Genomic DNA, 16,565 nt, shown 5'->3' with positions numbered 1-16,565 from the left:
GACCTCTCCCCGGTTGAATATCGAGAAGCGATCGCCGCTTAGGTGATTCCTCTTTTTTTACTGTCTACTTGACGGGGATATGACCAGTCATCAGGTTCTTTTTTGTATGAGTTCCGCCAGCTCCGCGTCGCTGTACCGTTCCCACTCCAGCAGGGCTTGATAGGGATCGTCGCCGGGAATGCCGAAATAGCGGGCGAACGCAGGCTCCGTTTTCATTCCGTTCCGCTTCAGCTCCCGGATACCCTCTCTGGCCTGTTCGCCGGAGAGGGCCAGCAGGCGGGCCTCCATCACCATGTGGCGGTAGGCGTTTTGCCGATCGGCGGGTACGGGCTGGGCGAACAGTTCGAACGCAAATCCGCCGTGCCAAAAGGAAGTGACGCTGGACGGCACGCCGTTGACGTCACAGCGTTGCTGGGAAAAGCCGTCCTGCCGGCCAAACGCATCGCGAACGAAGCGATCGAATGCGTCCAAATCGCTCGCGCAGCAGATCACGTCCAAATCGCTGTCCGCCACGTCGATGTCCAGCGGAATCGTTCCCGCCAGCACCGGCTGGTATGCCTGAAGCCGCTCCATGATGCCCAAGCGGTGGATGGCCTCCCAGGCGGCGCGCTGTCGGGGGGTTCCCGCTTGCAGATACGTGAGGTCGTGCCAGTTGTTCACCTCAGTCTTCCTCCTGCGGGGGAAGCGTTTTGACAAACAGGACGCGGTCATGCCCCCGGCCGTCGTAATTGGATTCTGTCAGCGCCGTCCGCCCGTACCGCCGGGGTTCGGACGGGGCTGATCAGGCAAAAATGTGGACAAGGATGAAAAGAATGATGCAACGGATGGCGCCCTGATCCGTATATCCTTACAGAAAGGAGTGTACCCGATGGAGATACTGCTGTGGATCGTCATCGTGGCGTTGTTTGTCGCAAGCATCGCCGGTATTTTTCTGCCGGTTTTGCCGGATACGATATTGCTGTGGGCAGGGTTCCTGCTGTACCACTTTGTCCTCGCCGAACCGGGAGCCGGGCTGCCGGCGTCGTTCTGGTGGGGGATGGCGGTGCTGAGCGTGCTGCTGTACGGAGCCGATTTGCTGACCAACATGTACTTCGTGAAGCGGTACGGCGGTTCCAAGTGGTCGTCGATTGCCGCGGCGGTCGGCATTTTTCTCGGGATTTTCCTGTTTCCGCCGTTCGGGATGCTGATCCTGCCGTTCCTGTTTGTGGTGCTGGTGGAGCTGTTCGTCTCCAACCAACCGCTCGAGCGGGCGGTTAAGGCGGGCGTGGGATCGCTTGTCGGATTTCTCGGCAGCGCGGTCGTCAAGGTCGTCCTGCAAATCGTGATGATCATTTGGTTCTTCATCGCCGCCTTGTAGGCCCGTGAATCGAATGGGCAGCGGGATGCAACCCCTGCCCCGGATCGTTCCGGTCTGACCGCGACGATACACAGAAAGGAGCCCGTATCTTTCGCCTACGGTCGGGAAAGATACGGGCTCCTCCTTTTGCTAGTGAATCAACCGGTACACCCCGATCACTTTCCCCAGAATCGTGACCGAGTCCAGAATGATCGGTTCCATCGTGGAGTTTTCCGGCTGCAGGCGGAAGTGGTTTTTTTCCTTGAAGAAGCGCTTGACGGTGGCTTCGTCCTCATCGGTCATGGCCACGACGATGTCGCCGTTGTTGGCCACGTTTTGCTGGCGCACGATGACGTAGTCGCCGTCGAGGATGCCCGCCTCGATCATGCTGTCGCCCGACACGCGGAGCATGTACACCTTGTCCGAGGTGACGATGTGCTCCGGCAGGGGAAAGTAATCCTCGACGTGTTCCACCGCCGTAATCGGCTGCCCTGCCGTTACCTTCCCGATGACGGGCACACGAACGACGGATTCTTCGAAGTCCTCCTGGTAGCGGTCGCCATCGGTCAACAGCTCAATCGCGCGCGGCTTGGTGGGATCGCGCCGGATCAGCCCCTTCTTTTCCAGCCGGGCCAGGTGACCGTGGACGGTGGAGCTGGAGGCCAGCCCGACGGCCTCGCCGATTTCCCGAACGGACGGAGGATACCCCTTGTCGCGGACTTCCTTGCGAATGAAGTCGATAATGGCTTGTTGTCTATTGGATAGCTTGGACATGGACCACACCCCTGTTTTCTCGAACATGTTTTCTATATTATACCATGGGATCTTGCGTTCGACAAACATAAGTTCGATTTCAACTTGACACAAAACACATGTTCGCATTATGATGAGAACAAGACGATAGAACGTATGTTTGCAGGGGGATGGTATCATGCATGCAATTTCCGCACACAACCGCTTTGCCAAAAAACCGGAGCGCCGCAGCCGCATCGGTGTGACACGCGGTCAAGCATTGGTGTTTTTCGTGGTATTCTCTCTCTTTTTTTACTTCTTGACAGAACTTGTGTTCGCATCGGAGTCGGCGTCGGTCGTTCCCGTGAAGGAAGTGACGGTTCAGCCGGGGGACAGCTTGTGGAAAATTGCCGTCCAGTACCAGGACGAAGCCGGCATGGAAGTGCGTGAACTGGTGTACGCGATCAAAAAGATGAACCGGCTGGACAACTCCAACATTTACCCCGGACAGCGCCTGGCTGTTCCCGTCGGAGAGTAGACGGCAGCGCAGGCAGCGGAGCAGGCCCAAGTATTTCCTTTCGTTTGCGTTGTGCCGCCGATGTGTTATAATAGAGCGGCATTACCGAGAGTAGGGGGAGAGGCTGTGGTAACCGACGCGGAAATCAAACGGATCAACGAGTTGGCCAAGAAATCCCGCGAAGAGGGCCTGACCGACGAAGAAAAACAGGAGCAGCAGGCGCTGCGGCGCAAGTACATCGATGCTGTCAAGGCGTCCCTGCGGGCCAACCTGGAATCGATCCGCTATGTGGAAGATCTTGAAGACAACGGTCCCAAACATTAAGATAACGTGTACTGGCACAGGAAGGCATCCACGCATGACGCTTGGATGTCTTTTTCTACGACGAAATGGGCCGAACAGGGAGGAATGCGCATGTCGTGGCTGGTTGTCGCAGTGGGCGGCGCCGTGGGATCAATCATGCGGTACGGATTGGGCTTGGTGATGAACCAGCCGGGCTGGCCGGCAGGTACGTGGGCGGCCAACGTTGTGGGTTCGTTTTGCATCGGGCTCTTGTACGCCTGGGGAAAGGAGCGGGGGTTTCTCTCACCGGAGCTGTACCTGCTCTTCACCACCGGGCTGTTGGGCGGCTTTACGACCTTTTCCACCTTTTCTCTGGAGGTGGTCACCTTTTTCGGAGACGGGAACATCGGACGCGGATTGGCGTATGTGCTGCTCAGCGTAGGCATTGGCCTGTTGGCCTGCGGAGCCGGGGTCTGGCTGGGCCGGCATGTGGGCTGAGCCAGCCGCGTTCGAAGCGAAAGGAGTATGGACGTGACGATTCGGCATCCGGATTACGAACGGGAACAAAAACGGCTGGATGAAACGGTGTCCGCCATCGAACGGGAGATCGAGATGCTGCGCGAAGAAGTTCGGGAAGTGACCGACGACTACGTGAAGCAGGTGGTCGCTTACAAAAAGGCCAAGGAACTGCGGTATCTGGAAGACCAAGGGAAGGACAAACCGTACTTCGGCCGGGTGGACTTTCTCAAGGACGAGACGTACGAGCTGGACATCGTCTATATTGGCAAGCGCGGGATCGTCCGGAGCGATACGTTTGATGCGCTGGTCGTGGACTGGCGTGCTCCGATTGCCGGCCTCTACTACAGCGGCGAGAGCAAGGACGCCTTCTACCGGACCGACAAGGGCATCGTCCGCGGAGAAGTTCGCCTGAAGCGGAACTTTGCCATCGAAAAGGGGAAGATTACCGGAATCTACGACGGGGCGGTCAAGGAGACGATCCACCGGGAAATGGGCCATCCCGACGAGTTTCTCCAGGAAGGGTTTATCGATGAGTTTCTCGCCGCCAATCTGAACCAGACAAACGACAGTCGGCTGAAGGACATCGTGGCGACCATCCAGTCCGAACAAAACGACATCATTCGGGCGGACAAAGACCGTCCCATCGTCGTCCAGGGGGTGGCCGGGAGCGGGAAGACCACCATCGCGCTGCACCGCCTCTCCTACCTGATTTACAACTACCAGGACTCGATGATGTCGAAAAAATTCATGGTGTTTGCGCCGAACCGCCTGTTTCTCAACTACATATCGGACGTGCTTCCGGAACTGGGTGTGGATGACGTCCAGCAGGCCACGTTTTTGGACTGGGCGGCCAAGCTGGTCAAGCCGCTTCTGCCCAAAGGCTGGCGCATCACCGACCCGCAGAAGCTGCTGCGCCTGTTTTTCGAGGAAGGACAGGACCGGCGGGAACGGGAGATGACGCAAAACCGCCTGCGGTTCAAAGGCTCGCTCGCCTGCAAGGCTGCCTTGGACAGCTATCTGCGCTACCTGGCGGAGACGGACATCCCTTTTAAAAAGCTGAGCTTTGTCTACAGCCGGACCCAACAGGTCTTTTCCATCAGCGGGGAGACGATCCGGGAACTGTTTACCGGCCAGTTCGGCCATCTGCCCTATCGAAAGCGTCTCGAGGCGCTGCGCAAGCATCTGAAGCAGGAGATGAACAAACAACTGTTTGCCCATCTGCGAACGATGCGGATCGATCTGGACAAACAGGGACTGACAAAGTTTGAGCGGATGATGGAACAGATCCTGGAGAAGTACTTGTCGTCCTTCCCGCAGGTGGATGTCTTTGCGGCGTACCGGAAGCTGATCACGGATGAGACGCTGCTCAGACGCCTGGCGCCGGATGACGTGGAGGATAGCGTGATTGCGGACGTCTGCCGATCGTCGGCGGTGCTGTTTGCCGAAGAGCGGATCGAGCCGGAAGACGTGGCGCCGCTGTTGTACCTGCGCCATCTGGTGGACGGGCTCGAACAGGCGGAGCAGTTCGACCATACGGTGGTGGACGAGGCGCAGGATCTCAGCGCCTTGGAGATCGCCGTGATCGCCCTGGTGACGAAGCGCCAGTCCTTGACCGTGGTGGGCGACATCGCGCAGGGCATCCACGCCTACCGGGGCCTGCAGTCGTGGGACGAATTGACGGGCGGCGTCTTCGGCCAGCCTGCCGCCGCGTACTACACGCTGGCGCAAAGCTATCGTTCCACGATTGAGATCATGCGCTGCGCCAACGAGGTGCTGCGCAGGATTCGCCTGCCCGAGTCGGTGATGGCCAAGCCGGTGCTGCGGCACGGGGAAAAGCCGAAGATGCTGTCGTACGCGGCTCCGGCCGAAAAGTGGGAACAAACGGCGCGGCTCGTCCGGGAGCTGCAGGAAGAAGGCTTTCAGACCGTCGCCATCGTCGCCAGGACGGCCGAAGAGAGCAAACAGGCGTACAAGGCGCTGCGCGGCGCGATCAGCGAGCTGGTCCTGCTCGGCTCCAAAGACAGCCGGTTCCCCGGCGGCGTGACGGTCATGCCGGCGTATTTGACCAAAGGGCTGCAGTTTGACGCGGTGATCCTGCTGGATGTGGAGCGATACACGGACAGCGAGTGGGACGCCAAGCTGCTGTACGTGGCGATGACCCGTCCCGTTCACCGCCTGTTGATGCTGCACGAAGCGGGGCGGATGACCCCGCTGCTGCGGGATGTTCCCGACGAGTTGTTGTACGGAAGATCATAGAGGACGCTTTGTTCAAAAAAGAAAGAAGCTCTCTGCGAAGGATGTCGCGCAGAGAGCTTTTTCATTGGAATCAGTGATCCCCGTGATTGCCTTTGGACGGATTGGTGATGACGTAGCCTTCTTCCGGCAGGTACAGGTAGTCAATGACCACGCCGTCCAGCAGAGGCTCGTCCTTGCTGACGATCACGTCGATCTCCTTGTCAGTGGAGACGACCGCGTCGTCGGCACCGGGCTTGTCCAGCGCCAGGCCGTAGTGGGCGTGGTCGCTGTGCTTATGCGTGACGTAGACGCGCAGTTTCAGCTCCTTGTCTTCTTCCTGGTCCAGCACGGCTTTCAGTTGCTTCGCGGCGTTGCGGGTGATTTTTACATTCATGCGGGGCAGTCTCCTTACTATTAAAAAAGTGTCCTCTCCATCTTACCAAACAGGAAAATCGATGTGCAATGCGCAAAGTGTTAAAATGGAAGGAAGAGAGGAGAGGAATCTGCATGACCATTGATTTGCGAAGTGACACGGTGACCAAACCGACGGAAGCGATGATTCGCGCGATGGCGGAGGCGGAAGTGGGAGACGACGTGTACGGGGAGGACCCGACCGTCAACAGGCTGGAGAGCATCGCCGCGGAACGACTGGGGAAGGAAGCGGCGCTGTTCGTCACCAGCGGCACCCAGGGAAACCAGGTGGCGGTGCTGACCCACTGCGTCAGCGGGGACGAAGTGATCATGGAGGCCAATTCCCACATCTTTTACTACGAAGGGGGAGCGGTGGCGGCGCTGGCCGGCGTGCAGACGCGGACACTGGCGGGGGTTCGCGGCGCGCTGCAGGCGGCCGACGTGGCCCGTGCCATCCGCGGTGCCGACATTCACTTTCCGCGAACCAGGCTGGTGTGCATGGAAAATACGCACAACCGGGCTGGCGGCGCCGTGGTTGCGCCGGAACAGATGGAGGCCGTATACGAAACGGCCAAACGACACGGGGCAGCCGTTCACCTTGACGGAGCCCGCCTGTTCAACGCAGCCGTTGCGTTGGGACGGGATGTGACGGAGTTTACCCGCCATACCGATTCGGTCACCGTCTGTTTGTCCAAGGGACTGAGCGCCCCCGTCGGTTCCATTCTGGCCGGCGATCGGGCATTCATCGAAGAGGCCCGCTGGTGGCGCAAAAAGCTGGGCGGCGGCCTGCGGCAGGCGGGCTACCTGGCCGCGCCGGGGATTCTCGCGTTGACGGAGATGACGGAGCGGCTCCAGGAGGACCACGCCCGGGCACGCATGCTGGCGGAAGGGCTGCGCAAGCTCGGCCTGCACGTGGAGCCGGTGGAGACCAACATCGTCCTGGTCCGCACGGAATCGGCCGGACTGACCGCCGAGCAATTTTTGGCCCGCCTCGCCGAACGGGGCGTGCGGGCCGTCGATTTCGACGAATACGTGGTCCGCTTCACCACCCACCGCCATATCGGCGACCAAGACATCGTCAAGACGCTGGAGATCATCGAATCGGTCTTGACGGCGTAACGGCAGAAACGTGCAGCATGCGTCCATCGCGCTGCACGTTTTTTTCGTCTGGAGCCGATTTTCCCTATTGATTTGCCGAAAAAAACGGTGTATACTATCACTCGTCACGAAAAATGGATGGGTGTCCGAGTGGCCGAAGGAGCACGATTGGAAATCGTGTAGGCGGTGTTGAGCCGTCTCGTGGGTTCAAATCCCACCCCATCCGCCATCACAAGCGAGATACACGTCTCCCGGAAGCGGGAGGCGTTTTTTGCATGTTCCACGTTGTTCGTGGTCCATGACGTCGGCTGGTGAATGGAGCCGATGGACGATTCCGGAAAGAAAAAGGCATGCCCCGCATGGACATGCCTTTTTTCTCTTTATTTATTTACATTTAATTGCGTTCGGGGTCTGCCTGCGGCGAAGGGGCGGCTGCCGCCGTCTGTCGCGGCGTCATCACCGGATAGAGCAGCAGCCCGACCGCGTAGAGAGCCAGTCCGAACAGCAGCGTTTTCATGTCGGCCGTCCCCGTCTTGATCACCCAGAGCGAGAACAGCGCAGCCAGCACGGCCACCACGCCGTCAAAGAGGCGGGCGCCCGGCTGCCGTTCATACGTCTCGCCGACAGCCACCAGCTTGAGCTGGAACACGGCGGAAGCCAGGTAGGGCAGGAGGATGGCCAGCGTCGCCACCGTGATGACAAAGTGGTACGCTTCGGCAATCGTGCCGGAAATCGTCGAAAAAATGAACAACTGCGACATGAGGTTCGTAACGGTCAGCGAGCGAACCGGACTTCCGCTGGCGTTTACCTTGGCGAACGAAGCGGGGAACATGCCGGCGCGGGCCGCTTGAAACGGCGGCTCCGACCCGATCAGGAGCCAACCGATGGTGCTGCCGATGAGCGAAACGATGGCCAGCACGGCCATGACCGTCCCGCCGGTGCTGCCGATCACTTGGGACAAGGCGTCCACCAGCGGCTTGTCCGACTCTCGCAGTTGTTCGAGCGGCAGGACCCCCATCGTCAGGAACGTGATGCCCATGTACAGGACGAGCGAAATCAGCAGCCCGGCGATCGTGGCCGACCGCACGTCGCGTTGGGAGCGGGCACGTCCGGAGAGGACGACAGCCGACTCAATCCCGATGAAGGCCCACAGCGTAGCCAGCATCGCCATGTTCACCTGGCTGGGCAGCCCGTGAATCACGCCCTGGTCATCCGTGATCGGGGTGTAGAAATCGCCCATGTTGGCCGCATTGAAGGCAAACAGGCAGACGCCGATAAACAGCACAAATCCCAGCACCTTGGTGGCCGTAGACAGGAAGTTCAGCTTGCCTGCGCCGTTCAGCCCCCGCACCAACAAGGTGTGGAAGCCCCACAGCAGCGCGGTGCAGACGAGAAACGTCGTGAGCTTTCCTTTTTCCACCTGAAAGGAAAAGAGCGAGAACAGGACGGTTTTGTCCTGCATGATCGGAAAAAACGCGGACAGATACCCGGCAAACGTGGTGATGACGGCGACATTGCCCGCCCAGTTTGCCACCCAGTACCCCCAGACCATGCTGAAACCGGCGATCTTTCCGGCGCGCGGATTATCAAACATGGCGCGGGCGTAGCTCTGCGGGCCGGCGGTCAAATCGGGCCGGCGGACGGACAGGTTGCCAAAGACGAGCGCGATCATCAGCACGCCAAACCCGGTCAGCAGCCAGGCGAGCAGCACAGCCAGCGGACTGGACGCTTGCACCAGCGTATTGGGCAGCATGAAAATGCCGGATCCGACCATGTTTCCCACCACGAAGGCGGTCAGCAGCCAGAAGCCCCATTTTTGCGAACTCATTGGAATCCCTCCACATGTCATGAAGTCATACCTTGATGTCAGCCCATCCGTAAAGGCGGGGTTCCGGCCGAACACAACCGGACAAGCGGGGAGGCACGCCGCAGAACAGTGCCGCGCCCGCTTCCACATAAGGTTTTACCATTTTACTTGTTTAATTGTTTAATTGAGTAAAGTAAAATGAACGTAAAAAAGTATAACAGTGTTGAATATATCCGTCAACAGGGAATCGTGAGGGAGCAGGGCGGCCGCGTTCGGGGAGTAAATCGCCCGAAGCGAGCAATACTATAGGTATCCAACAATAGGGAAAAGAAAGAGGGATGCCGATGATTTCCGCCAAACAGCGCCAGTTGGTGCAGCATCAGATGCAGCGGGACGAAAGCAGGATCGTCAACATTGTGCTGAGCGACGCCAGACAGGTGGCGGGCGAGATTGAAAAGGCCACCCATCAGGGAGTATACCTGACGGATGGCAGCTACTACCCGTACGCGGAGATTCGGGAGATCAACGGATTGTATTGAGGGCCCGTGACGCGGGTTTTCACAGCGGCAGGGCGGGAAAAAAGTGGCGCAGACCGTCCGGCAGTTCCTTTTGCCACAGCCCCCATACGTGACTGCCCGGCTTTTCGCGGTAAGAGACGGCAGCCTGTTTGTCCGTGAGCGCCTGCCGGGCGGCGCGGTTCCACTCCACGAAATCAAACGTGCCGATATGCGTCTCCACAGCCGTTTCCTCCAGACCGACCACCATCCAGATGTCCAGCCAGGAGAGGGTGGATTCCTGTGCGATCCGATCCAGGGTCGGCTGGAAAAAGGCGCCGGAGAGGGACAGCACGCGTGTAAACAGATCGGGACGGTCCAGCGCGATGTGCAGGGAGACCGTTCCCCCCAGCGAGTCGCCCGCCAAGACGCGGGATTTCGGATCGCGGCGCACCGGATAACGCTCCTCGATGTAGGGGAGCAGTTCGTCTGTAAAGAAGCGTTTGTATCCGTCATGGCGCGAACCGACGGGGGAGTATTCACTCGTCCGTTTGCTTCGTTCCACGGAAACGCCGACGATGAGAAACGGCTCCATCCCTTCATCCAGAATCAGTTGGTTGGCGATGGTGGCAATCCGGCCCATGGTAAAAAAATCGTTGCCGTCCTGGCAGTAGACGACCGGATACGAGAGCAGTTCGTTGTATCCGGGCGGAAGGTACACCTTGACGGAACGGGGAGTGTCCACGTGAAGACTGGGCACTTCTTCTTTGACAATGGTACGTTTTACATAGTCGGACATGGCGATCCGCCTCCCAAGTGCAGGAATTTCCCAACTTAGCCTTGAAAAAAACTGATACAGATTTTATAGTAAATGATAACAGCAAGGAAATAAACCCTGTAATATCAATACTATAACACGTTGAACAGATATTTGAACTGAGATATAACAGGGTGTGCGAACGTGTTTGTAAGCACTTTCAGCACAAGTGAAATTTCCTCATTGTTTTTTAGGCAGTTTTCCCTCTCTGCACGAGCGCGGCTCCGGTTCCGCCGCTGCCAGCGAGGGCTGTCTAATTTTCCACGATACCAGTGACGAGGTGAAAGTGATGAGTGTAAACACTGCTGTTGAACAAACAGGCAACAACACCCCGCTGCAAATCCTTGCTCCGGACGGTACGGTTGTTCGTCCTGACCTGATGCCCAAGCTCTCCGACGATGAACTGCGCGAACTGATGCGCAAAATGGTCTTTACCCGCGTGTGGGACCAGCGCGCCATCAGCCTCAACCGTCAGGGCCGTCTCGGCTTCTACGCTCCGGTGGCCGGTCAGGAAGCGTCCATGATCGGTTCGGAAGCGGCACTGTCCAAAGAAGACTTCATCCTGCCGAGCTACCGCGACATCCCGCAAATGGTGTGGCACGGCTACCCGCTGCACAAGGCGTTCCTGTACTCCCGCGGCCACATTGAGGGCGGCCGCATTCCGGAAGGCGTCAATGTGCTGATGCCGCAGATCATCATCGCGGCCCAATGTACCCAGGCTGCCGGCGTCGCCATGGGCTACAAGCTGCGCGGCGAAAAGCGCGTGGCCATCACCTACTTCGGTGACGGCGCCACCTCCCAGGGCGACTTCTACGAAGGCATGAACTTTGCCGGCGTCTACAAACTGCCGGTGATCTTCTTCTCGCAAAACAACGGCTACGCCATCTCCGTTCCGTTTGAGAAACAAACCGCAGCCGAGAACATCGCGATCAAAGCGAAAGCGGCCGGCATCGCCAGCGCGCGTGTAGACGGCATGGACGTTCTGGCCGTGTACCACGTGGTGCAGGAAGCGAAACAGCGCGGTATCAACGGGGAGGGCGCTACCCTGATCGAGGCGCTCACCTACCGCTACGGTCCGCACACCATGGCCGGCGACGACCCGACCCGTTACCGCACCGGCGAAGAGCAAAACGAATGGGAGCAAAAAGACCCGCTGATCCGCTTCCGCAAGTTCCTGGAAAGCAAAGGGCTGTGGAGCGAAAAAGACGAAGAAGCAGTCATTGAAGAAGCGAAGCAGGCGGTTGCCGACGCCATCAAGAAAGCGGACGAAACGCCGAAGATGAAAGTGAGCGAACTGATCGACGTCATGTTTGAAACACTGCCGCCGGCGCTGGAAGAGCAAAAGGCAGAATATCTGGCGAAGGAGTCGAAGTAAGCCATGGCACAAATGACTATGATTCAAGCCATCACGGATGCATTGCGCTGTGAATTGAAGCGCGACGAAACCGTTCTCGTCTTCGGGGAAGACGTGGGGAAAAACGGTGGGGTCTTCCGCGCGACGGAAGGTCTGCAAGCCGAGTTCGGCGAACATCGCGTGTTTGACACGCCGCTGGCGGAGTCCGGTATCGGCGGTCTGGCCGTGGGTCTGGCCGTCAACGGCTTCCGTCCGGTTGCGGAAATCCAGTTCTTTGGCTTTGTGTTTGAAACCTTTGACGCGATCGCGTCCCAGGCTTCCCGGATGCGCTACCGTTCCGGCGGCCGCTACCACAGCCCGGTGACGTTCCGCTCCCCGTTTGGCGGCGGCGTGAAAACTCCGGAGCTGCACGCTGACTCGCTGGAAGGCCTGATTCTGCAGACGCCCGGCGTGAAAGTCGTCATCCCGTCCAACCCGTACGATGCAAAAGGGCTTTTGATCTCCGCGATCCGCGACAACGACCCGGTCGTGTTCCTGGAGCACATGAAACTGTACCGCTCTTTCCGTCAGGAGGTGCCGGAGGGCGAGTACACCATTCCGCTGGGCAAGGCCAACGTGGTGAAGGAAGGCAGCGACGTTACCATCATCACCTATGGCGCCATGGTTCATACCAGCCTGAAAGCGGCGGAAGAGATCGAGAAGGCGCGCGGCGCGAAAGTGGAAGTGATCGACCTGCGCACCATCAATCCGATCGACATCGACACCATTGTGGAATCCGTGAAGAAAACGAACCGTGCCATCGTCGTGCAGGAAGCGCAAAAAACCTCCGGCGTGGCTGCCGAAATCATCGCTCAAATCAACGAACGCGCCATCCTGCACCTGGAAGCGCCGGTGCTTCGCGTCACCGCGCCGGATACGGTGTACCCGTTCGCGCAGGCGGAAGACATCTGGCTGCCTGATGTAAAACGCGTCGTGGACGGCCTGACGCAAGTCCTCGACTTTTAACGGTTGAACTGCACATGCGGCGGAAAGATCAGCTTTCCGCCTTCTTTAGGCACATCTGTGCGCCATTACGTCGGAGCGTTTAATAAGGAGGAGATAACGTGAGTCGTTTTACATTCAGACTCCCGGAGCTTGGCGAGGGCATCCATGAAGGCGAAATCGTCAAATGGCACGTGAAGCCGGGGGATACCGTAGAAGAAGACCAAGTGATCATGGAAGTGCAAAATGACAAGGCGGTCGTGGAAGTGCCGTCTCCGGTCAAAGGGAAAGTGCTGGAACTGAAAGTGACCGAGGGCACCGTTTCCGTCGTCGGCGATCCGCTGATCGAATTTGAGGTGGAAGGCGAACTGCCCAACCTGCCGGATCACGGTCATGGAGAAGCTCCGGCTGCGGCCGAGCCGGCAAAAGAAGACAAGATGGAACCGGGCTGCGACATCGGCTCCCAAGTGAGCGCCAACGCCAACCAGCCGCTGGACACGCCGCTGGCGCAAGCGACGGCAACGGCGGCACCTGTAGACCGCAAGCACGTGCTGGCGACCCCGTCCGTGCGCAAATACGCGCGTGAAAAAGGCGTTCAGCTCGCGCTGGTGCCGGGTACCGGCAAATTGGGCCGCATCACGCGCGAAGACGTAGACCGCTTCCTCGCAGGCGGCGCGGCAGCACCGGCACAAGCTCAAGCTGCCCAAGCACAGGCCGAAGCGGTTGCACCTGCAGCGCAAGCGCCGACCGGCGTACAGCAGGCGGCTGCGGCACCGACCGTACACTACACCGCACAGGCGGGTGAAGTGGAGGAGCGCGTTCCGCTCAAAGGCATCCGCAAAGCCATTGCCAAAGCGATGGTCAAATCGGCGTACACGGCTCCGCACGTTACCATTTTCGACGAAGTGGACGTCACCGACCTGGTGGCAATGCGCAAGGAAGCAAAACCGCTGGCGGAAGAGCGCGGCGTAAAGCTGACCTATCTGCCGTTCATCGTCAAGGCGGTCGTGGCCGGACTGAAAAAGTTCCCGGAACTGAACGCCTCCATCGACGACGAAAAACAAGAGATCGTCTACAAAAAGTACTATAACATCGGCATTGCCACTTCCACCGATGACGGTCTGGTGGTGCCGGTTGTCAAAGCGGCAGACCGCAAATCCATCTTTGAAATCGCCGGCGAGATCGGCGAACTGGCGAAAAAGGCGCGCGAACGCAAGGCGACGTCAGACGAGCTGAAAGGCTCCACCTTCAGCATCACCAACATCGGTTCCGCGGGCGGCATGTTCTTCACGCCGATCATCAACTACCCGGAAGTCGCCATTCTCGGCGTAGGCCGCATCAGCGAAAAACCGGTAGTGAAAAACGGCGAAATCGTGGTCGGCCAAGTGCTGTCCCTGTCGCTCAGCTTTGACCACCGCCTGATTGACGGCGAACCGGCGCAGCGTTTCGTCAACTACGTGAAGCAGCTCCTGGAAAACCCGACGCTGCTCGTCATGGAGGGATAAGAACGATGGTAGTAGGTGAATTTACCACAGAAGTGGACGTTCTCGTCATCGGCGCCGGTCCCGGCGGCTATGTGGCGGCCATTCGCGCCGCCCAACTGGGCAAATCCGTCGCCGTGGTGGAGAAAGCCGACCTGGGCGGCGTGTGCCTCAACGTCGGCTGCATTCCGTCCAAAGCGATGATTCACGCGGCTCACACGTATGAGCAGGCTCAGCACACGGCGAACATGGGCATCACCATGGAAAACGTAAAAGTGGACTTCGCCAAAGTCCAAGAGTGGAAAAACGGCATCGTCAAGCAGTTGACCGGCGGCGTCGCCTCGCTGTTCAAGGGCAACAAGATTCAGGTAATCCCCGGCGAAGCGCTGTTTGTCAGCGAAAACGAAGTGCGGGTCTTCCACGGCTACGACGTGAACCGCTACCGCTTTAACCACTGCATCATCGCCACGGGTTCCCGTCCGATCGAACTGCCGGCGTTCCCGTTTGGCAAGCGCGTGCTCTCCTCGACGGAAGCCCTGTCCCTGACGGAAATTCCGAAGAGCCTGGTCGTGATCGGCGGCGGCTACATCGGCATCGAGCTGGGTACCGTCTTTGCCAAATTCGGCACCAAGGTAACCATTTTGGAAGGCTCTGACCAGATCCTGCCGGGATTCGAGCCGGAGATGACCCGCCTGGTGGAACGCAAGCTGAAAAAGCTGGGCGTGGACATCAACGTCAAGGCGCTCGCCCAAGGCATGGAGGAAAAGGAAGACGGCGTGATCGTCACGGCGGAAGTAAAAGGGGAGCAGATGCAGTTTGAAGCGGAGTACGTGCTGGTAACCGTCGGCCGCCGTCCCAACACGGACGAACTGGGCGTGCGCGACATCGGCATGAACCTGACCGACCGCGGCTACATCGTGGTGGACAAACAGGGCCGCACCAACATCCCCAACGTCTACGCGATCGGGGACATCGTCGCCGGCCCGGCTCTGGCCCACAAGGCTTCCTACGAAGGCAAAGTGGCTGCGGAAGCGATTGCCGGCCGTCCGTCTGAAGTGGACTACAAGGCCATCCCCGCTGTCGTCTTCTCCGATCCGGAGATCGCCAGCGTCGGGATCAGCGAAAGAGAAGCCAAGGAACAGGGCATCGACTACGTGGCGGGCCGCTTCCCGTTTGCCGCGAACGGCCGCGCGCTGTCTGTCAATGCCGGTGAAGGCTTCGTGAAACTGATCGCCGAAAAAGGCACCAATCTGGTGCTGGGCGCCCAGATTGTCGGACCGGAAGCGTCCAACATCATCGCCGAAATCGGCCTCGCCATCGAGATGGGAGCGACGCTGGAAGACATCGAGCTCACCATTCACGCTCACCCGACCCTGGGCGAAGTGACGATGGAAGCTGCGGAACTGGCCCTGGGCCATCCGATTCACGTGCTGAACAAGTAAACGCACGAAAGCGAAAGCCCTGCATCTCCAACGGATGCAGGGCTTCCTTTTTTTGGCACGGCCGCTCCCGCGGACATTCTCCTCTTTCCACGCATTATCAAATAATGTAAAATAGTGGTTGATCGAGTCGGGTGGGGGTCTGGCAGCATGAACATTACGCAGAAGATGATTGATGATCTGCGGCAGCAACTGGAACGCGCAGCCAAGGATGCCGGTTACAATTTTAACGACCCTGAGATTGTAAAGATGAGTCAACAACTGGATCGGTTAATCGTTGCGCACATGCTGCAATACGCAAAACGCCCTTAACAGGGCGTTTTGCATTGTTCGAAATGATAGAGCAGGTGAGCGCAGGCCCCTTTTTTGGCGAGGGACGCAGCGCCGGTGTAAAAATGGCTGGGGTAGAGGACCAACTGCTGAACGTGTTGAGCGTCGGGAGCGCCGTTTTCCCAGACGAGCTGCTCCTGCTCGGCATCGTAGCGGAAGCGGGGAGCGATCGTCCGCAAATAGGCCGTGATCTCATCCAGCGAGCGCAGCGACAGATGGATCCGTTCCGCCTCCCGTACAAACCGGGGCGCCAACGCCTCCCACTGCGAGGCGAAAAAAAGCTGCCAGTACGTGGAGATAAACAGGTTGAAGCGCCCTTTGACAAACGCGGGGTCCTCCTGCAGGTCGGCGGCGAGCGGAACATCCTCACCGGTTTTCTCCCACGCGTCCAGCATCGGCCGCAGGCTGTTCGCAAACGCTTCCTCGGACAGCGTGAAGAAGTAGTCGTATTGATCGTCAACGGCCATCACGCCTCTGGTTTGCAGCGGATCGAACGCGTCGGGGATGGCGAGGGTAAACATCGGACGAAAGTATTCCCAGTCTGATTGGATCCGGGCGGCACGAAAGCCGGCCAGTATGTCTGCGGCCCAGTCGGCCAGACGCGGGTCGGGCGTTTCCTGAGCCAGTGCGTGGAGGCTTGCCGCCAACTCGTACAAGGGAGAAACACTGTAGCTGATTTTGTGCGGAAGAGGGCTGTGGCCCGAAAGCGGAATGAGAATCATGATTGGTTGA

The 16,565-nt window shown here is 58.8% G+C and carries 18 protein-coding genes and 1 tRNA gene; 13 read left to right on the top strand and 6 right to left on the bottom strand.

The window, feature by feature from the left end; translation table 11 throughout:
* Positions 1-90: 90 nt before the first annotated feature.
* Positions 91-660, bottom strand: a complete 570-nt coding sequence (locus FOI68_RS14630; protein WP_143863596.1) for a DUF4269 domain-containing protein — start codon at positions 658-660, stop codon at positions 91-93.
* 208 nt (positions 661-868) lie between these two features.
* On the opposite strand from FOI68_RS14630, the gene FOI68_RS14625 reads away from it, so the two are divergent.
* Positions 869-1,357, top strand: a complete 489-nt coding sequence (locus FOI68_RS14625) for a DUF456 domain-containing protein (RefSeq protein WP_035297425.1) — start codon at positions 869-871, stop codon at positions 1,355-1,357.
* A gap of 129 nt (positions 1,358-1,486) precedes the next feature.
* On the opposite strand, the gene lexA is transcribed toward FOI68_RS14625, so the two are convergent.
* Positions 1,487-2,110 carry a transcriptional repressor LexA gene (gene lexA / locus FOI68_RS14620; RefSeq protein WP_029099062.1) on the bottom strand — a complete coding sequence of 208 codons (624 nt, stop codon included), beginning with the start codon at positions 2,108-2,110 and terminating at the stop codon, positions 1,487-1,489.
* A gap of 157 nt (positions 2,111-2,267) precedes the next feature.
* Here lexA and yneA point away from each other — a divergent pair, with 157 nt between their 5' ends.
* The 4 genes from yneA to FOI68_RS14600 all read left to right on the top strand — a co-directional run bounded on the left by yneA (position 2,268) and on the right by FOI68_RS14600 (position 5,642).
* Positions 2,268-2,606, top strand: coding sequence for a cell division suppressor protein YneA (gene yneA / locus FOI68_RS14615; protein WP_029099063.1), 339 nt, complete (start codon positions 2,268-2,270; stop codon positions 2,604-2,606).
* Between the two features lie 105 nt (positions 2,607-2,711).
* The gene (locus tag FOI68_RS14610) at positions 2,712-2,909 is read left to right on the top strand and encodes a DUF896 domain-containing protein (protein ID WP_044898250.1); all 198 of its coding nucleotides are present in this window, start codon (positions 2,712-2,714) and stop codon (positions 2,907-2,909) included.
* Between the two features lie 90 nt (positions 2,910-2,999).
* On the top strand, positions 3,000-3,365 hold the full coding sequence (gene crcB, locus FOI68_RS14605) for a fluoride efflux transporter CrcB (protein WP_029099065.1): 366 nt from the start codon (positions 3,000-3,002) through the stop codon (positions 3,363-3,365).
* Positions 3,366-3,398: 33 nt separating this feature from the next.
* Positions 3,399-5,642, top strand: a complete 2,244-nt coding sequence (locus FOI68_RS14600) for a HelD family protein (RefSeq protein WP_143863595.1) — start codon at positions 3,399-3,401, stop codon at positions 5,640-5,642.
* A gap of 70 nt (positions 5,643-5,712) precedes the next feature.
* Here FOI68_RS14600 and FOI68_RS14595 read toward each other — a convergent pair whose 3' ends face one another.
* Complete coding sequence (locus FOI68_RS14595) at positions 5,713-6,015, bottom strand: HesB/IscA family protein (RefSeq protein WP_029099067.1); 303 nt, start codon at positions 6,013-6,015, stop codon at positions 5,713-5,715.
* Positions 6,016-6,128: 113 nt separating this feature from the next.
* Between FOI68_RS14595 and ltaE the strand changes: the two genes are divergently transcribed.
* A complete protein-coding gene (gene ltaE / locus FOI68_RS14590; RefSeq protein ID WP_143863594.1) occupies positions 6,129-7,151 on the top strand; it encodes a low-specificity L-threonine aldolase in 1,023 nt (340 codons plus the stop codon).
* Positions 7,152-7,266: 115 nt separating this feature from the next.
* Positions 7,267-7,359 (top strand) — tRNA-Ser (locus FOI68_RS14585).
* A gap of 165 nt (positions 7,360-7,524) precedes the next feature.
* Here the strand turns inward: FOI68_RS14585 and FOI68_RS14580 are convergent.
* Positions 7,525-8,958 carry an amino acid permease gene (locus tag FOI68_RS14580; RefSeq protein WP_143863593.1) on the bottom strand — a complete coding sequence of 478 codons (1,434 nt, stop codon included), beginning with the start codon at positions 8,956-8,958 and terminating at the stop codon, positions 7,525-7,527.
* A gap of 323 nt (positions 8,959-9,281) precedes the next feature.
* Here FOI68_RS14580 and FOI68_RS14575 point away from each other — a divergent pair, with 323 nt between their 5' ends.
* Positions 9,282-9,476 carry a hypothetical protein gene (locus tag FOI68_RS14575; protein WP_029099069.1) on the top strand — a complete coding sequence of 65 codons (195 nt, stop codon included), beginning with the start codon at positions 9,282-9,284 and terminating at the stop codon, positions 9,474-9,476.
* Positions 9,477-9,495: 19 nt separating this feature from the next.
* Here the strand turns inward: FOI68_RS14575 and FOI68_RS14570 are convergent, their stop codons facing one another.
* Positions 9,496-10,230, bottom strand: coding sequence for an alpha/beta hydrolase (locus FOI68_RS14570; RefSeq protein ID WP_143863592.1), 735 nt, complete (start codon positions 10,228-10,230; stop codon positions 9,496-9,498).
* Between the two features lie 307 nt (positions 10,231-10,537).
* Here FOI68_RS14570 and pdhA point away from each other — a divergent pair, with 307 nt between their 5' ends.
* The 5 genes from pdhA (at position 10,538) to FOI68_RS14545 (ending at position 15,815) form a co-directional block, all read left to right on the top strand.
* Positions 10,538-11,623: a pyruvate dehydrogenase (acetyl-transferring) E1 component subunit alpha gene (gene pdhA / locus FOI68_RS14565; RefSeq protein ID WP_029099071.1), complete on the top strand. Its 1,086-nt coding sequence runs from the start codon at positions 10,538-10,540 to the stop codon at positions 11,621-11,623.
* A gap of 3 nt (positions 11,624-11,626) precedes the next feature.
* On the top strand, positions 11,627-12,607 hold the full coding sequence (locus FOI68_RS14560) for an alpha-ketoacid dehydrogenase subunit beta (RefSeq protein WP_029099072.1): 981 nt from the start codon (positions 11,627-11,629) through the stop codon (positions 12,605-12,607).
* Positions 12,608-12,705: 98 nt separating this feature from the next.
* A complete protein-coding gene (locus FOI68_RS14555; protein WP_143863591.1) occupies positions 12,706-14,088 on the top strand; it encodes a dihydrolipoamide acetyltransferase family protein in 1,383 nt (460 codons plus the stop codon).
* A gap of 5 nt (positions 14,089-14,093) precedes the next feature.
* On the top strand, positions 14,094-15,506 hold the full coding sequence (gene lpdA, locus FOI68_RS14550) for a dihydrolipoyl dehydrogenase (protein WP_143863590.1): 1,413 nt from the start codon (positions 14,094-14,096) through the stop codon (positions 15,504-15,506).
* A 147-nt stretch (positions 15,507-15,653) separates the two neighbouring features.
* The gene (locus FOI68_RS14545) at positions 15,654-15,815 is read left to right on the top strand and encodes an aspartyl-phosphate phosphatase Spo0E family protein (RefSeq protein WP_029099075.1); all 162 of its coding nucleotides are present in this window, start codon (positions 15,654-15,656) and stop codon (positions 15,813-15,815) included.
* On the opposite strand, the gene FOI68_RS14540 is transcribed toward FOI68_RS14545, so the two are convergent.
* On the bottom strand, positions 15,812-16,555 hold the full coding sequence (locus tag FOI68_RS14540; protein WP_143863589.1) for a DUF5937 family protein: 744 nt from the start codon (positions 16,553-16,555) through the stop codon (positions 15,812-15,814). The genes FOI68_RS14545 and FOI68_RS14540 overlap by 4 nt on opposite strands.
* Positions 16,556-16,565: the final 10 nt, after the last annotated feature.

Origin of the sequence: Brevibacillus sp. LEMMJ03, assembly GCF_007197875.1 — a bacterium.
Lineage (GTDB): Bacteria > Bacillota > Bacilli > Brevibacillales > Brevibacillaceae > Brevibacillus > Brevibacillus thermoruber.
The sequence above is the reverse complement of the archived record's forward strand: the minus strand, read 5'-3'. Positions and strand labels throughout refer to the sequence as shown.